This window comes from Nitrospira sp. M1 (assembly GCF_965152605.1).
Window position 1 is genome coordinate 3,940,766 of the sequence record NZ_OZ224217.1, and the last position, 17,283, is coordinate 3,958,048.

At 49.2% G+C, this 17,283-nt stretch carries 14 protein-coding genes; 5 read left to right on the forward strand and 9 right to left on the reverse strand.

The genetic code is table 11. The features are described 5' to 3' along the window. Positions 1 to 30 precede the first annotated feature (30 nt). Entirely contained in the window at positions 31 to 1,260 is a 1,230-nt protein-coding gene (locus ACWHX8_RS17675; protein ID WP_447969453.1) for an urea ABC transporter substrate-binding protein, read from the forward strand. Next, positions 1,220 to 5,635: a response regulator gene (locus ACWHX8_RS17680; RefSeq protein WP_447969454.1), complete on the forward strand. Its 4,416-nt coding sequence runs from the start codon at positions 1,220 to 1,222 to the stop codon at positions 5,633 to 5,635. Before ACWHX8_RS17675 ends, ACWHX8_RS17680 begins: the two co-directional genes overlap by 41 nt. Positions 5,636 to 5,698: 63 nt before the next feature. On the opposite strand, the gene panC is transcribed toward ACWHX8_RS17680, so the two are convergent. From panC to ACWHX8_RS17705, 5 genes are all read right to left on the reverse strand, one after another. Beyond that, the gene (gene panC, locus ACWHX8_RS17685; protein ID WP_447969455.1) at positions 5,699 to 6,550 is read right to left on the reverse strand and encodes a pantoate--beta-alanine ligase; all 852 of its coding nucleotides are present in this window, start codon (positions 6,548 to 6,550) and stop codon (positions 5,699 to 5,701) included. A 67-nt stretch (positions 6,551 to 6,617) separates the two neighbouring features. Beyond that, complete coding sequence (gene folK, locus ACWHX8_RS17690) at positions 6,618 to 7,178, reverse strand: 2-amino-4-hydroxy-6-hydroxymethyldihydropteridine diphosphokinase (protein ID WP_447969456.1); 561 nt, start codon at positions 7,176 to 7,178, stop codon at positions 6,618 to 6,620. A 55-nt stretch (positions 7,179 to 7,233) separates the two neighbouring features. Continuing rightward, the gene (locus ACWHX8_RS17695) at positions 7,234 to 8,409 is read right to left on the reverse strand and encodes an LL-diaminopimelate aminotransferase (protein ID WP_447969457.1); all 1,176 of its coding nucleotides are present in this window, start codon (positions 8,407 to 8,409) and stop codon (positions 7,234 to 7,236) included. A gap of 253 nt (positions 8,410 to 8,662) precedes the next feature. Further along, complete coding sequence (locus ACWHX8_RS17700; RefSeq protein WP_447969458.1) at positions 8,663 to 9,349, reverse strand: type 1 glutamine amidotransferase; 687 nt, start codon at positions 9,347 to 9,349, stop codon at positions 8,663 to 8,665. A 109-nt stretch (positions 9,350 to 9,458) separates the two neighbouring features. Then, a complete protein-coding gene (locus ACWHX8_RS17705; RefSeq protein ID WP_447969459.1) occupies positions 9,459 to 10,109 on the reverse strand; it encodes a class I SAM-dependent methyltransferase in 651 nt (216 codons plus the stop codon). 404 nt (positions 10,110 to 10,513) lie between these two features. Between ACWHX8_RS17705 and ACWHX8_RS17710 the strand changes: the two genes are divergently transcribed. Continuing rightward, positions 10,514 to 11,182, forward strand: coding sequence for a hypothetical protein (locus ACWHX8_RS17710; protein ID WP_447969460.1), 669 nt, complete (start codon positions 10,514 to 10,516; stop codon positions 11,180 to 11,182). 86 nt (positions 11,183 to 11,268) lie between these two features. Here ACWHX8_RS17710 and ACWHX8_RS17715 read toward each other — a convergent pair whose 3' ends face one another. From ACWHX8_RS17715 to ACWHX8_RS17725, 3 genes are all read right to left on the reverse strand, one after another. Beyond that, positions 11,269 to 13,005 (reverse strand): ABC transporter ATP-binding protein, encoded by a 1,737-nt coding sequence (locus ACWHX8_RS17715; protein WP_447969461.1) that lies wholly within the window; start codon positions 13,003 to 13,005, stop codon positions 11,269 to 11,271. Between the two features lie 294 nt (positions 13,006 to 13,299). Then, the gene (locus ACWHX8_RS17720; RefSeq protein ID WP_447969462.1) at positions 13,300 to 13,521 is read right to left on the reverse strand and encodes a DUF6812 domain-containing protein; all 222 of its coding nucleotides are present in this window, start codon (positions 13,519 to 13,521) and stop codon (positions 13,300 to 13,302) included. A 28-nt stretch (positions 13,522 to 13,549) separates the two neighbouring features. Beyond that, on the reverse strand, positions 13,550 to 13,645 hold the full coding sequence (locus tag ACWHX8_RS17725; RefSeq protein ID WP_447969463.1) for a 30S ribosomal protein bS22: 96 nt from the start codon (positions 13,643 to 13,645) through the stop codon (positions 13,550 to 13,552). Between the two features lie 344 nt (positions 13,646 to 13,989). On the opposite strand from ACWHX8_RS17725, the gene ACWHX8_RS17730 reads away from it, so the two are divergent. Together ACWHX8_RS17730 and nadB are read left to right on the forward strand one after the other, a co-directional pair. Beyond that, positions 13,990 to 14,454, forward strand: coding sequence for a hypothetical protein (locus ACWHX8_RS17730; RefSeq protein ID WP_447969464.1), 465 nt, complete (start codon positions 13,990 to 13,992; stop codon positions 14,452 to 14,454). Between the two features lie 67 nt (positions 14,455 to 14,521). Continuing rightward, entirely contained in the window at positions 14,522 to 16,135 is a 1,614-nt protein-coding gene (gene nadB / locus ACWHX8_RS17735; RefSeq protein ID WP_447969465.1) for an L-aspartate oxidase, read from the forward strand. Between the two features lie 227 nt (positions 16,136 to 16,362). On the opposite strand, the gene ACWHX8_RS17740 is transcribed toward nadB, so the two are convergent. Next, complete coding sequence (locus ACWHX8_RS17740; RefSeq protein ID WP_447969466.1) at positions 16,363 to 17,262, reverse strand: aminotransferase class IV; 900 nt, start codon at positions 17,260 to 17,262, stop codon at positions 16,363 to 16,365. Between the last annotated feature and the right edge of the window lie 21 nt (positions 17,263 to 17,283).

Consider the following 17,283-nt stretch of genomic DNA (forward strand, 5'->3'; position numbering starts at 1 on the left):
TCCTCTTCGACCTATTGAATGGATACGATAATGCCATCATTTCACCCAACATCACCTCACCTGGAATCGCGTCGAGCATTTCTCTCTTCTGCGGGCCTCAGACTCGGGGCGCTGGCCATGGCCGTATCCGGATTGTCTTCACGATGGTCGTTTGCCAAAGAGACGGACCCCATCATCAAAGTCGGCATTCTTCATTCATTGACCGGCACACTCGCTAGCAATGGACAATCGGTGGTCGATGGCATTCTCATGGCTATTGATGAAATTAATGAACAGGGAGGGTTGCTTGGAAAGACACTCAAGCCGATTATCTCCGATGGAGCCTCCAATCCCACAATATTTGAACGAAACGCCGCAGCTCTCATCGGACAAGACCATGTCCATACCATTTTCGGATGTTGGTCATCTGCCAATAGAAAAGCCGTCAAACCGATCGTGGAACGCGAAGACCAACTCCTCTGGTATCCAGTGCAATATGAAGGCAATGAACAATCTCCAGCCATCATGTATGGCGGAGCCGCTCCGAATCAGCAAATTATTCCTGCGATACAATGGGGAATCCAACAATTTGGGAAACGAGTGTTCTTAATCGGCTCTGACTATCTTTTCCCCCGTGCAGCTAATCAGCTCATCAAAACGCTCCTTCCGCACTATCACGGAACCTTAACCGGAGAACTCTACCAACCGTTGGGCAAACAAGACTTTCAGCACATTATTCAGACCATCAAACTCGCCAAGCCTGATTTTATTATTAACACGATTAATGGAGACAGTAATCAAGGGTTTTTTCAGAGTCTTGGAGGCATCAAGCTCACGGCCAATGATATTCCAGTGATTTCCACCAGTATTGGAGAAGATGAACTTCAGCGAATCGGCATAGAGCATACCCTCGGCCATTACTCAGTTTTGAATTACTTTCAGAGTATCGATTCGCCAAGTAACCGCAGATTTGTCGCGAACTTCAAGAGGCGATACGGCCAAGATCGAGTCACCGGCGACCCTATTGAGTCTGCCTACTCTCAAGTTCACCTGTATGCGATGGCCGTACGAAAAGCCGGATCTGTGTCCCCGCCAATCATACGTCAAGCGGCCAGGGGGTTAATCTATGGAGCCCCCCAGGGTCTCATCCGTATCGATCCCGACAATCAACATACGTGGAAAGTGACGCGAATCGGGAGAGTGCAAGATAATGGGCAATTCGCCGAAGCGTGGAAATCCCATGAACCGCTCCCCCCGAACCCATACCCGTTGTCTCGTTAATCCAATGCTATTCAACTCAATACAACGGAGCTTCAGAGCCAAAGTCGTCGGGTTGGTGTTAGCCGCAACGTTCTGTCCAATCATGATGATGGGCGTACTCTGGGACTTTCAACATCGGTCAAATCTGCAGCAGATTTTTCAAGGCATCTTACAACTGCAAGCCACGCAAACCGCCCAACAGGTTGATCACGTACTCAAAGATCAGATACATCGCGCTGAATTGCTAGCTAAGAGTACGGTACTACAGCGGGATATCACCCGATTGCTGGCCGCCGACCCCTCGACCAACGCCTATTTCCTTATTCAATTTCGCCTGCACCAGCAGCTCGAACAGATGATGAATCTCTACCCATGGATCAGAGAGGCCCACATTAATCATCCCCACACAGGCATCGCCTTGATCGCGACAACCCCCCAACGAATCGGAATCCCGTTTCAAGGAACGGTGAAGCAGTTGACATCTCTTGCCACAGGAAACCTGTTCTCCTCCTCTGTATTGACCTCACCATTTCCACTTGTCAATGCCCATGATCAGATTGAAACACAGCTGCCCATTCGCCAAATCTATACTCCTATCCAAAAAACTGATGAATTGACAGGGATATTAACACTTTTCGTCGATGCCCCAAATGTCGCAAGAGATTTTTGGAAAGACGCTCCCCTCCTCCAACAATTTCAGATTACCTCACTCGATATCTATCTCGTGAATAAGGAAGGAGTCTTCCTGAGTCCTTCGGCGTTTGAAGCCTCCCTGAAAGCCAGAGGAGCCATTTCACGACGCACACAACTTGAACAGCGGCTCGAGGTCCCCGGCCAACACACTCCGACTCAAGCCTTTCTTCATTGCCAACACATGAGGCAAAACCCTAGGGAAGCGAAAGCATTTCAGATGACTGGCTACCCTGATTATCGGGGCGTTTCGGTCGTCGGAGCCTGGAGTTTGGTTCCCGATACGTCCTGGTGCGTTATTGCCGAAATTGACGAAGCAGAGATGCTCCAACCCCTCACAGATTTTCAATCAACTGCCTGGGGTACCCTTACGATTATGATGATACTGTTCGGGATCGCCGGCACCTTGCTCTCCCGATATCTGATTGGCCCGCTCCACTCACTCATGACGGTTGCGCACAACCTCGCCAAGGGCAATCGAGCCGTTCGTTGGAAGGGTCAGCGGCACGATGAAATCGGTCAACTGGGTCTCACATTGAACCAAATGGCGGATGTCATCGACCAGACCATGGAACATCTGGAAAACAAAATTCAAGAACGTACAGAAACCCTTGCCCAGGCCAATCGTCAACTCACGCAGGAAATTCATGAACGTCAACAAGCCGAATCAGGGCTTCGTGTCAGCGAAGAACGATACGCGTTAGCCGTAGAAGCCACGAGCGCAGGACTCTGGGATTGGAACGTCAGACAGAACACCGTGTATTATTCTCCTCAACTTTTGAGACTGCTGGGCCGTCAGGATTCGGGATTAGCTCAAACACTCGAATCCTTGACGTCACTCATTCATCCCGCCGACAGCCAACACGCAACCCAAAACCTTCAGGCGCACCTTCATCAGAGAACTCCCTACAATATTGAATTTCGCCTCAACACTACGCACACGAATTATCGTTGGTTTCACGCACGTGGGCAGGCAATCTGGGACGAAGACAACCACCCGATTCGCATGGTGGGGTCAATAAACGATACTCACGACCGTCACGTCGCAGAAAGCCGTCTCGCCATTCAACATCATGTGACCAAGATCCTGTCGGAATCGTCTTCATTGGACGACGTCACGAATCCTATACTCGCAACGATTTGCACACACCTAGAATGGCAGATCGGAATATGTATGCTTCCGATTCGAGATCACTCGGCATTAACCTGCGTAGACACGTGGGAAGAAGTTCCCGGCTCTCACCCACGATTTATCGCAGAAACTCTGAAAAACAACGTCTCTTTGGCTGAAGGGCACATTGGATATGTGTGGGAGAATGGCAAGGCTGAATGGGTACATGATGTCGCAACATCTCCACACTTTCCTCATGCCACTAGCGCCACACAAGAACATCTCCACACCGCAATCGCGTTCCCCATTGTCATAACAGGGAAGGTCTATGGGGTCATGGAGTTTTTCTCTCATGATGCGAGGCAACACGATCCTGCGTTGCTCTCTATGCTCGAAACGGTTGGACGTTCCATTGGTCAATTTATTGAACGAAAAAAAGCGGAAGCAGAAGTCACTCGTGGAGCCTTGGTCTTAGAACAACAAAATCACGATCTGGCCTTTGCGCGAGATCAAGCACTTGTTGCCGCGCAAACACAAGCCGAATTCTTAGCAACCATGAGTCACGAAATTCGTACACCAATGAATGGCGTACTTGGCATGACTCAACTCCTCCTTGATGCCGACCTGAGTGACATGCAACTTGAAATCGCACAGACCATTCAGACGAGTGGAAGAAACTTGCTCACCATTATCAACGATATTTTAGATTTCTCGAAGGTCGAAGCCGGGAAAATGCAGTTAGAAGTAGTGCCCTTTGATCTTCGGACAATTGTTGAAGGCGTACTGGACACCTTTGCTGAAACTGCCAGAACCGCACACATCGAACTCGGAGCCCTCATCCACACGTCAACTCCAACCGCACTTCACGGAGATCCTGCACGACTGCAACAAATCCTTCTCAATCTCATTGGGAACGCCATTAAATTTACAACGCAAGGCGACGTATTCGTCCATGTGGCAGCCACAGAGGTCGTTGACGCACACGCCCACCTTCGCATTGAAGTCCAAGATACCGGTATCGGCATTCGCGAAGAAGATCAAAAGAAGCTCTTTCAGGCTTTTACGCAAGTGGACAGCGGGACAACGAAACAATATGGCGGAACAGGCTTGGGATTAGCGATTTCTCGGCATCTGATCACACTCATGAATGGAGAGATTGGAGTGGAAAGTACAGTGGGAGAAGGCAGTCTCTTTTGGTTTACCGTCACATTGCCAGTACAGCCGGATGTCGCACTGTCACGTATCGAACCATCATCACTTCATGATATTCGGCTCTTTTTCGTCGATACCTATGAAAAAAACCACATGATACTTGAACAGTATTCGACCGCCTGGGGAATGCCTTTCTCCAGCGCCTCAAGCGGACAGGAAACGCTCGAGTCATTACGGACAGCTGCACACAATGGTCATGCCTACAATATCGTCATCATTGGACAACAATTACCCGATAGAGACGGATACGAACTTGCGCGTGCAATTAAAGCCGACCCCCTTCTCACTGATACGCGATTGATTCTGCTCACGTCACTCGGCCATCGAGGCAATGAAGCACATGTCCAACAAGCGGGGTTTATAGGATATTTGCGAAAACCAATACACCAGGCTCAGCTGTATTACTGCCTGACCACGGCGATGGGTCGTCGTGTACAGCACGACCACCCATCGACCGAACCAATACAGCAACACTTACGCCCCCCCCCCTCTCCAAATGAGGAGAGCCCGAACGCCCTACAGGTGTTGCTAGCTGAAGATAATCAGGTCAATCAAAAAGTCGCAGTTGGTATGTTGAAAAAGTTGGGGTACCAGGTCGATGTAGCCCACAATGGGCTGGAAGCTCTCCACGCGATGAACGCGAAGACGTATACGCTCATCTTAATGGATTGTCAGATGCCAGAGATGGACGGCTATGATGCCACTCGCACGATACGTGCGCAGGAAGCATTAGAAGCACAGCGTGAAATGCAAGGAGCCTCACCTGCCCACTCACGTCTCACGCCTCACATTCCGATCATTGCGATGACCGCCAATACCATGAATGGTGATCGGGAACAATGCCTTGAAGCTGGAATGGATGACTTTTTACCAAAGCCCATTTCTCTAGAGACCCTCGACGACATGTTACGTCGATGGACGAACCAGGAACACCCACGCCCCGCCTCAACCGGCACTGCGCAAGAAACAGAATCGACTCACTCCATGTCGCCCCCGCCCATCACCTCGGATACTGAGAAACAGTCTTCTGTAGACATGCATATATTGGATGAACTACGAACATTAGGCGGTGAGGACGACCCAAACTTCTTGGCCTCAGTCATTGAACAATTTCTCGAAGATATACCTCGACACCTTGAGGACATCCGAACAGCCATTGAACACCATGATGCCGATAGCCTTATGAAAGCCGCTCACGCGTTCAAGGGGAGTTGCCGAAATGTCGGAGCGAAACCTTTAGCCGACGCATGTTTTGCCCTAGAGCAGGTAGGGAGAGAAGGAAGGACCGAAGGAACCCTGCCGCTACTCACACAACTCGAAACTGAAGAATTACGCGTACAATCGATATTGCAGCTCGAAATTCAATCGAAAATTTCTTCATAAACCATTGCTCTCCAAACTCTGTCTACAGAGGTGTCGCGTGCATGCTCAGGCTCTCTTTATCACTCAAACCGGCGTGCTCACGACGACATTGTCAATCAACCGGACTTTACTAAGACGGACAGCCCCGAGCAGAACCATCTTTCCCTGAGTGCGTTTCAGAGGTTCAAGTGTTTCGGCATGACACACGGCAAGATAATCAATATTCACGCTTGCAGTCTTTCGTACATGAGCCTGCATCAATGCCTCGACTCTCTTACTCGATAGTTCCCCTGCTCGAATAGACGATGCTCCCAGACTCAAGGCTTGAAATAGGACGGGCGCTGCTCGACGTGCCGATGAAGATAAATAGCCGTTCCGTGAACTCAAAGCCAAACCGTCAGACTCTCGAACGGTTGGACACATGACAATCTTCACATTCTGTCGAAGATCGCTCACCATTTGCTTAATAACACAGCATTGCTGGTAATCCTTCTGGCCAAAGAAGGCGTGATGGGGCTGGACAAGATTCAAGAGTTTGGTCACAACGGTCGTGACACCTTGAAAATGCGTTCGTCGCTGCTTCCCTTCCCAACGTGTTGTCAACATGCCGACCGTGACTGATGTTTGAAAATCCGGAGGGTAGAATTCTTTTCGCGATGGAACAAAGACCACATCTATCCCCTCCTGACGACAGAGCGCAAGGTCTGTTTGACGAGGGCGAGGATATTCATCCAAATCTTCGGTTGGACCAAATTGAAGTGGGTTGACAAAGATGCTGACCACCACCATCTCGCAAGATCGTCGAGCGCGTTGCATAAGAGACTGATGCCCGACATGAAACGCTCCCATCGTTGGCACAAAACCAAGACGCATGTTGCGAGAGGATTGTCGTGCTCTCCAGAGTTGAAGTCCACGGATTGTTCGAATAATCTTCATCGCACACGCAACAAACAATGAGTGGGTACGAGACGATTCATGCGGCCATACAGCATATGATGACCCATCATCCAGAGAATGGAGGTGGGGTGCAGGCGGGACGATTCCCATAGCGAGAACCAGGAATGACCGTTAACTTGCGAACCTCGCTTGGGTCATCGAGTTGCTCAAGCAATGCGCTGACAGGTTGATCAAACTTCGGATGATTCCAGTGCGGAGCAAGTTCGACTAATGGCGCAAGAACAAATCGACGAAGGTGGAGACGCGGATGGGGAACCGTGAGATCAGGCTCATCTAGTATCTGTTGCCCATAAAACAACATATCGAAATCCATCGTCCGCGGTCCGCTTCGATGCTCTTCATCGCGTCCGAGAGCTCTCTCCGTCTCTTGGCAGATCTCGAACAGTTTTCGAGGTTGGAGTGCGGTTTCAAGCTTGACAACACCATTGTAAAACCACGTTTGGCCCAGGACGCCTTCCGGATCTATCGGTTGGGTCTCATAATACGAAGACACTCCTAACAATTGAGATTGTGGAAGCAAACCCATGAGTGCCACCGCACGATCGCACAATTCCTGGCGATCACCGACATTACCCCCAAACCCGATAAAAACCGTTTCAGGAGGCATTTTTCAAACTTCCATTTTGCATATTAACTTTTGCAATTTACCTTGAATGGCTCTACTACCATCCAATCTTCTTCATTCTATCTACCGCTTCAGCCAGCCGTTCTTTCGACGTCGTGACTGTCATCCGAATATATCCTTCCCCCGGATCACCAAATCCATTTCCCGGTGTGGTTACAATGCCCGCTTGCTCTATTAAATGCGCAGTAAATGAAGCCGACGTAAATCCTTTAGGCACTTCAATCCACACATAAAACGCCGCCATGGGATTATCAAGTGTAAGCCCTAGACTCTGAAGGCCAGGAACAAGAATATCGCGTCGCTCCTGGTAGATGCTTCGCAATCCATCCGTCAGTTGATCATCGGACTCCAGCGCGGTAATTCCAGCCTCTTGAATCGCCTGAAAGACGCCGGAATCAATATTGGTTTTGACTTTTCCTAACCCACTAATGACATCTGCATGGCCTACGGCGAATCCAATCCGCCAGCCGGTCATATTGAAGGTTTTTGACAGGGAGTGGAATTCAATGCCGACCTCTTTTGCTCCATCGGCTTCAAGGAAACTCGCGGGGCGTTTCCCATCATAATAAATCTCCGTATAGGCCGCGTCATGACAGACGATGATGTGATGCTCGCGGGCAAATTCGACAACCCGTTGAAAGAAGGCTGTATCAGCGACAACGGAAGTGGGATTGTTCGGAGAATTCAAAAACATGAGTTTGGCTTTTCGCGCGATCTCTGTCGGAATAGCGTCAAGGTCCGGAAGAAAACCATTCTCTTTGAGTAATGGCATGAAATGCGACGTTCCACCAGCAAAGCTCGTGGCAACTGGGTACACCGGATACCCAGGACTTGGGATAAGAACCACATCACCAGGGTTAATAAAGGCTAATGGCACATGTCCAATGCCTTCTTTTGATCCGATGAGCGTGACAACTTCTGATGCGGGATCGGCCTCGACGCCAAACCGCCGCTTATACCACTTGGCCACCGCCGTTCGGAAGGATAGCATGCCGTCATACGAAGGATATTGATGATGCCTCGGATCTTCCGCCGCGTGCTTGAGTCGATCGATAATTGGGGTTGGCGTCGGCAAATCAGGATCTCCGATCCCAAGATTGATGATATCCATTCCTTTTTCGATTGCCTTCCGCTTCATCTCATCAATCGCCGCAAACAAATACGGCGGTAATGTTCGAATACGATCGGCATATGTGATTGGAAATCCACCCATAAATGCTTACTCCTTTCTTCTGCTCATAAATGACGTGAAGCGTATCTCGTATTTCGTCGCTCGTCAAAAAGGACCAGAAGTGTTTTCCTATTCGAGATACGAGAGACAAGCGACGAGCAACGTCTTTTTCACGTACGTGATTCGAATAACGTTTCACGAAACATACGCCCGTGCACGTTACTTCAGCTACAAGGAGGGAATCAAGACATAAACAGGTTGAGGGGCTGAGAATGGAGGCAGGACCAGGCCTTCTCTACAAAGCACTTGACGTAAGATGCGCAATGAGTCGGTCAGCACATGCCTGAAGTTGAGGAAAGGCCGAACCAGCCTTGGCAAGCAAAAGTTCCGGCGTGACACCACAACGAATCACATCTTCAGGACATTCTTGACATAACGTCTGCGCTCCCACCTCTTCCAATTCAAGATGAAACAAGAGTGCATAGACGTGTGCTCCATAGCGATAGGCTTGGACCGGAGAGTGCTCCGAACTGGCGAGAAGCTCGGTATGAGGAGGCAGCTCAAATCCTTCCCCATGCCATTGCCACACATCAAACCGAGGCGGCATGGTTTGAAAAACTGGATCACGTTGCCCTTCCATACTCAAGGTCACCGGAACCAGGCCTATCTCAAATTTTTCACTAGGGATGACCGATGCTCCTAACGCCTGCGTGATCAACTGCGACCCCAAACACACACCAACAATTGGAATATTCTTGGATAATGCTGCTTGAATAAAGACACGCTCTTCGGCAAGCCATGGCTCCGGATCGTTCACCGACATCGGACCGCCCATCACTAACAAAAAATCACCAATTTCAGCAGGAAGCCCATCTCGAGGCACAAGGTATTGCCGAACTTCATATCCACGCTGCTCAAGGGATGCCTTGAAAACACCTGGGCCCTCAAACGACACATGCATAAGACAGTGCGCAGTGCTCAACGAACACCCCTCATTGGTGGCCTGACGTGACAACTCGGAACGAGAAGCACCTCATGCTTAATTCAGATTCAAGTAGATTTTTTCGTCAGGAAACGGGATAAATGGCAGATTACTTCGCAGAGGCAACCGATATGGCATGGCCATTTTTCTGATTAACGCATTCGACCAGATGCCAAAATCGAAGAGGATTAACCTTTTTCTTTCGTTCAACGACAAGAGTCGTCCCCTCCAACACCGTACTGAGCGATAAGTCTGTTCGAAACCCTATGTGCTTACAGAGCGGCGAGATCATTTTTTCAACAGCCGCAATCACTTTATTTCCATTGCTAAAATGATTCAACATAATAATGCGGCCACCAGGTTTGCAGACCCGGATCATTTCACTAATGACTTGCCGGTAATCGGGAACTGCCGTCACCACATAGGCCGCCATGACAATATCAAACGAATCATTCTCAAGATCCATCTGTGCAGCATCCATACGCTGCAAGGTCACATGATCCAACTGATGCGTTTGCATTCTCTTGCGAGCTTTCTCCAACATTCCCTCAGAAAAGTCTATGCCGAGAACTTCACAATGCCGTGGATACAACGGCAAGGCTTCACCCGTACCGATGCCAACTTCCAAGACCCGATCCCCAGGCTGAATCGGCAACCCACGCACGGCAGACTCTCGAGACTGCTGAACCATACGACCAAAGGTTTGATCGTACATTCCAGCATAATTCGTATAAACTCGCTCAACTTTATCGAGCTCCATATACCCTCCCAAAGACGCTTTCACTGATTCATTCACACGCATTTGATGAATTAATTATGAATTACATTAAAGATATGACATGAATAAGAATTGTGGATGGGGAAGTTTTGGGTTAGGCGGGATACCCGGATGCTGGCGCCGTAGTCGGGACGGCCCACCTCCGCATGACGTAGGCCTAATCTACCCAACTTTCTGCATAGAGTCAACCGGTCATCTCTTTCTTTCGCAAATAGATAGGCTTCCAGTCATCTAAAATCACGATAGCAAGGCCTTTTCGCATCGCTCAAGATTCTCATCACTCGAGGGATTGCAATGACTGGTCCGGTTTTCTACAATCCGTGCTTTCATTCGTTCTCATTCGCCTTTTTCTCAGCTAAAGAAGGTGGGTGTTAAGGAGGATTCTCATGCAGCCCCAACACGCATTCTCAGTGAAACTTAGAGCGTTCTTCATGATCACCATGTTGTGCCTTTCCTGGGATGCGACGTTCAATCACGCAAATGCCATAGACATACAACTCACCATGGAACAGGCCAATCAAGCCTTGGCCGATGGTCGTGGGCCAATGGAAAAAGCGGAAAATGTCGAAGATGTGGCAACTATTATGAAAACCGCGGAGCAGAAAATTCTTGTTGGAGCCAATCCAGAAGACAATCCGTGCGGACCCCATGCCATTTTACGCACACGGTATTATTGGTTGGAATATTTTGGTCGACGAGAGGCGGCGGAATCGAAACGCCAGAAAAAACCAGTTCGCATGCCAGAAAGTAAAATTCAGGAAATCTTACAAATGCCCTATTTGGAAGTTGAAGTGCGACTGTGCGGAGACGAAGAGTTTTTTGCGGAAGGTGTCGATATCGCACTACAACAAGGGTCAGCCATGGCCCGCCCCGTTGATGTTGGAGCCGCTGAACGTGGCAAAAAAAATCCTGGCGATATCCCGAGTTACCGATCGAGGTTCACCGCAAGATTTGCCTATGCCGACTTTGACCCTGAAGCCGCCAGTACCTTGGCCGTGTTCTTTCCAGACGGAAAATTGATTAATATCGAAGCTGATCTTGCAAAAATTCGCTAAACTCTTGGGGCGTACCTTGTAAATCGTCGTTCGTATCTCGCTTTAAGAGTCTTCTCACGTTTCCTCTACGCCTCACAAAATACGATTCACGCTTCACTATTTAATTCTTCCATTCTGAGCGTATACAAATGATGATACAGGCCTTTCTGCTCAAGGAGCGCAGCATGACGCCCTTCCTCAACAATGTGCCCATGATTCAACACAAATATTCGATCAGCAGACTGAACGGTCGTCAAACGGTGCGCAATGATGACGGTTGTCCGACCAATCATCAAATTATTGAGCGCAGATTGCACTAATGTTTCCGATTGACTGTCCAACGCCGATGTGGCCTCATCCATGATTAAGATTCGTGGATTTTTCAAAAACGCCCTGGCGATGGCAATCCGCTGACGTTGCCCTCCGGAAAGATTCACGCCTTTTTCGCCAACAAGCGTCTGATAGCCATCGGGAAGAGACAGAATAAACTCGTGGGCATGAGCCCCCTGACTCGCGGCATGAACCTCTTCCTCGCTCGCCTCGGAACGTCCATACCGAATATTTTCTAGAATCGTATCCCCAAAAAGAATGCTTTCTTGCGGCACCAAAGCAATTTGACGATAAAAACTATCCAATCGAACAGCACGTAAATCATAGCCATCGACAAACACCGCTCCAGCCGTTGGATCATAAAATCGGTGCAGCAGGTTGATAATGGTCGTCTTCCCTGCCCCGGTTGGACCGACAACAGCCACACGCTCTCCCGGTTGCACCTCAAACGTGACAGAGGACAACACCTCCTGTCGTGGATCATAGGCAAACCGAACCTGATCAAATCGTATGCTCCCCTGTACCTCTGGCAACGTGATCGCCTCAGGCACATCATAGATTTCCGGCTGGGCATCAAGAATTTCAAAGACTCGCGCCATTGCCCCTTGCGATTCTTTCAATTGCGCAAACACGCGAGCGACGGATCCGAAGGGTCCGATCAGAATGCCGGCAAATAACACAAAGGCAAACAGATCTCCGGGAGACATCGCCCCTTCGATGACTTGCTTTCCGCCATACCACAGGACGGCAACTGCCGTAGCCAGCGTCAGCAAGGTAATCACGGGAATAAAGACCGAGAGAATGGCCGTACGTCGTAACGTCGTGTCCATCAGACTCGTGACGCCAGATCGGAATCGTCTCTCTTCGCGATCGGTCTGCACATAGGATTTTACGATACGGATTCCCGATACCACCTCTTCAATAAGCGTCGTCAATTCTGCGGTACGATCTTGAATTTGTGTCGACAATGACTTGAGACGTCGACCAAACAAACGGGCCACAATCGCCAGCAATGGCAATAACAGAAGGATGAGCCCGCAAAGGCGCCAGTTCATCACTAACAAGAAGCCGACTCCTCCAATCACTGTCACAAAATGCTTCGCCGTATCGATAGGCGTATCCGTTAATGTTGACTGAATGACGCCCACATCATTCATGAGACGGGAGACTATCTCTCCAGTTCGCCGTTTGGAAAAAAACCCTAACGAGAGACGTTGAAAGTGAGCAAACAGATGTGTGCGAAAGTCACAAATAATCTGTTGAGACACTCGTGAGGTCAAATAACTATGCCCCATGGACAGGACGCTCTGTCCGAGCATAAATCCAAGAAACAGCCAAATCGTGGTCGTCAGTTTCGGAAGGTCGCGCTGCACGGTAATGAGATCCCACACGTTCCCAGCATAGCGAATCAACAGCAGATTCAAAGCGGCAACACCCATGACCAGCAACGCCGAAAGAATCATTTGACCAAGGTATGGTCGAAGAAATGGGAAAAAACGAGAAAATGTCGTCATCAATCGTTAACGTCCTTCAAAAAAATCTGAACATAAAATACACGGCTGAGACATGTCGAGGATGAAGAGCTGTAAGTCAGGGACGTGAGAAGTAGAAGCAAGGGTGAGGCTAGGACATAGTCAACAGGTATGTTTTTTCTCTTGAGGCATTCACATAGTTTGGGCTCGATAAATGAGTATTAACTGATTTGATGGGTACCCTAGAACACGATGGCTCTAAGCCCTCAAACTCATGAGGCCATTTTTTTGTTCTACACCAGGAGCCTTCACACACGTATATTATTTTCAGGCGTTCTAGTCCAATTGCGTGACGGACTCAATCATGTTCTTGTTCAACGCAACAAAATCCGCATGCTCCGTGTCATTCACCACGACCTCTGTCAAATTAATGAACAACACGGACTCGTCATTAAACACATCAGAAATTCTGTTGCGCATAGGAGGAATCAGTAAACTCCCAACATAGGTATTGAGAGAGGAACGGATTCGAATACGCGTTTTTTTCCCCTGAGTCATATGCTCCTATGGCTCAGAAATAGAGCCGTTAATTACGACGACGCGCGAATTTCATTCGACGACGGAGTTTTTTATGCTTATGCTTTCGCATTTTTTTTCTCCGTTTTTTGACAACACTTGCCATACACCTAGTTCCTTACACGTTTATGTTTGAGACGAACGGTTCAATGTTACCAGAGGCTCCACTCACAACGAAATTCGCACATCACCTGTGAAAGTGGGAGTGGAGTAACTATCACAGGGCCTTGAAAGGTGTCAAGAAATAGCCAGAAACATGGATACCTGCATGATCTACAGCGAATCCAAATACGTTCCAAACGGAAAAATACAACGAACTCCGCGCGGTACAACGTTTGAATCAGCGGAAGTTATTTGAAACGGCTATAGAACCGTCCCTTTTCTCGAAGAAAGTTCTTGACCTCTTCTCTCGCGAACTCGTTATAATGACCTGTGAATTGGCGACCCATCATGACGTACGTGGCGATCACCGCAGTCACATTGAGTCATGCCGGAATTCTGACTGGCTGCTCCTCTGACCCCCCACGCTATCCTGAAAGCCATGCTCGGTTCGAACGAATCGTCGAAGCCGTGCAGACGCTTGAGCAAGCCTATGTGGCTCAGGATCAGGAAGCGACCAAAGACCTCCTACTCCCATTAGACTCCTTGCATGCCTGGGAACAAGGCATCCAACGAGACTTTGAGACATACTCCGATATCGTACTCGATCTTTCAATTGACCGAATGGTTATTGACGGAGATCTCATCTCAGTGCATGTTTCATGGCTTGGTGAATGGAAAGACGCTCCCGATGCACAAGCCATAAAAGCGAGAGGCCACGGAACGCTCCATTGGAGCGGAACCCATGTCATTCTTCTCACCGGCGTGGAAGGCGACTTACCGTTTGGTATGGCGGATCGACAGGCACTATCCTAGACTTTCTCACTGCCCCAATTCTTCTCATTCATTCGCGTTCACATGATCAAAGCATAACATTTCAATTATGACGTTCCCGTATTATAAAAAATTTACTCAAATTGTCGAGACTGATTTTCTTGTCATTGGAAGCGGAGTGGCTGGACTTCGCGCAGCCCTGGAACTCTGCCATCATGGACGCGTGCTCATGATCGCCAAAGGAGGCCCACAGGAAAACAGTACGCTCTTTGCCCAAGGCGGAGTCGCCGTCGCGTTAAGCGAAGAAGACCATGTCGACCTACACTTTACTGACACCATCAAAGCTGGCCATCAACTCTGCCGAAAACCAGCGACCAAAGCTCTTGTTCAAGAGGGCCCAGCGCGCATCGAGGAGCTCCTGGCATGGGGTGCCAAATTCGATAAAGTAAAGGGCAAACTTGCCTTTGCACACGAGGGTGCCCACAGTCGACGCCGAATTCTGCGGGCTGGAGGCGACGCGATTGGAAGCGAGATGGTGCGGGTTTTAACCGCCCATGCCCGTCAACAGCCCACGATTCAGTGGATCGGGAATCAATTCAGCATTGACTTGCTTGTTCTTGATGGACAGTGCCGTGGAGCCATTGTCCTAGAAGAACTCACAGGAGAATTAAAATTAATCCTCGCTTCTGCCACCGTGCTATCAACGGGAGGTGCAGGCCAGGTCTATGCCCGCACGACCAATCCAGGCAGTGCCACTGGCGACGGAATCGCCATGGCCTTTCGAGCAGGTGCTGTACTTGAAGATATGGAGTTTGTGCAGTTCCACCCCACAGCGCTGTATCTCCCCTCAAGTCCTCCGTTTTTACTCTCCGAGGCTATGAGAGGAGAAGGCGGGCGATTGCGCAATAACAAACGAGAGTTTTTCATGAATCGCTATCACAAAGATAAAGAACTGGCGTCGCGTGATATCGTCGCTAGGGCAATATGGGCCGAAATGCAAGCGACCAAAGCCCGCCATGTGTATCTTGATATCACACACCTCAGTCCGACATTTATCAAAAAACGATTTCCAACCATCTATGCCACATGTCTTCGCTACGACATTGATATCACTGAAGAATGGATACCGGTATCTCCAAGTGCTCATTACTGGATGGGCGGCGTCTCCACGGATCTTCATGGAGCCACGACTCTGCCAGGACTTTTTGCAGCAGGGGAAGTGGCGTGTAGCGGAGTGCATGGAGCCAATCGTCTCGCAAGCAATTCCCTTCTGGAGGGATTGGTCTTTGGACTGCGTTCAGCGCAAGCCGCTGTGAGATTTGCTTCAAACACATCGATGACTCGCCTCACGCTTCGCGAGATTCAAAAGGGTCGCAAGGCTGCAGCAAAACCGTTAGAGGATGCGGAAAAACTTCGCAATTCCCTTCGTCGTTTGATGTGGACGAAGGTCGGACTCGTTCGTCGAGGAGACATTCTCACAAAGGCGGTAAGGCAACTCACGCAGTGGGAAAAGCTGTTGGAGCAATCCTCACTCACACGAACAAATATGGAAACCAAAAATTTGATTCAAGTTGCTCGATCAACCACTGAAGCCGCCCTGTGGAGAGAGAATAGTGTCGGAGCGCATTTCCGAGAAGACTTTCCAACCCATAAGGGTCTTGGCTGGAAAACCCATAGCCGTTCGCATCGTCCCCTCAAATCGGATCGCTTCCCTTTGTCATAAGCAAGGGGAGAACACCTCTTCTTCGATACTTTTGAGGTCGGGGCCACACTAAGGTCTTCAGATTTATAGCCGTTTCAGTTATGCCGAATCCGTTACACGTCGACCAACTGAATGCTGATTGACCCTTCGTTCGTGAACCGTCAATCGCCTGTAGATCATCCAGGCGGGCATAATCTTCCTTATGTTAGCCTTGTCTCGCGCGGGGGTTGATCGACCTCAGCTGGAGCTTATTTGGATTCGCTATAATCATCCAAAAAACGACTCAGGTTTTCGTGAAAAAGCTGGTGCAGCTTCACAGTCCAAACACCGGGACATGAGGTGCCAAAACGATGCCCATCCACGTGAGAGACCGGCATGACCTCCATGCCAGTATTCGTCAAAAAGCACTCCTCGGCGGATAATAACTGCTCTTGCATAAACTTGCCCTCCACAACAGGCAGCCCTTCTTCCTTCGCGAGCATGAGCACGACATCTCGCGTAATGCCACAAAGAATGCCGCAGTCTACCGATGGGGTGCAGAGTTGTCCTTGACAAACAAAGAATATATTACTCGTCGTACACTCAGTCAGAAACCCATCCATATTTAACATTACGGCATCGAAGCAGCCGGCCTGAGTGGCTTCATGTTTTCCCAAAATATTGTTCAGGAAACTCAGCGCTTTCACCTCAGGCGGTTGGGCCTCAATAGGATTTCGTCGAATGTTCACTACGGCAAGCTGAACGCCTTTTTGAAAGAACTCTGAAGGATAGGGCGTAACGGGTTTAGCCATGATGACAACCGTCGGATGAGCACACAAGGTAGGATCCAGGCCAATCGCTCCCACTCCTCGAGAAATCGTGATGCGAACCGACGCATCCAAGAGTTCATTACGTCGTAAAGATTCAGAGAGAAGTTCAGGCCAATGGGATGTTGTAATGGGCAAAGACAGTCCAATACGATCACAGGAAACCTTGAGTCGCTCAAGATGGCGTTCCAGTTGAAAAATTTTTCCTCGATAGGCACGCAGAGTTTCAAAAACCCCGTCCCCGTACAAAAAGCCATGATCAAATACGGAGATAGTTGCATGATCTCGAGTAACAAATTTATCGTTGAGATAGATCCACTCCGGCGACGAGCTTCCCATCATTTTTTCACTCCACACATTTTT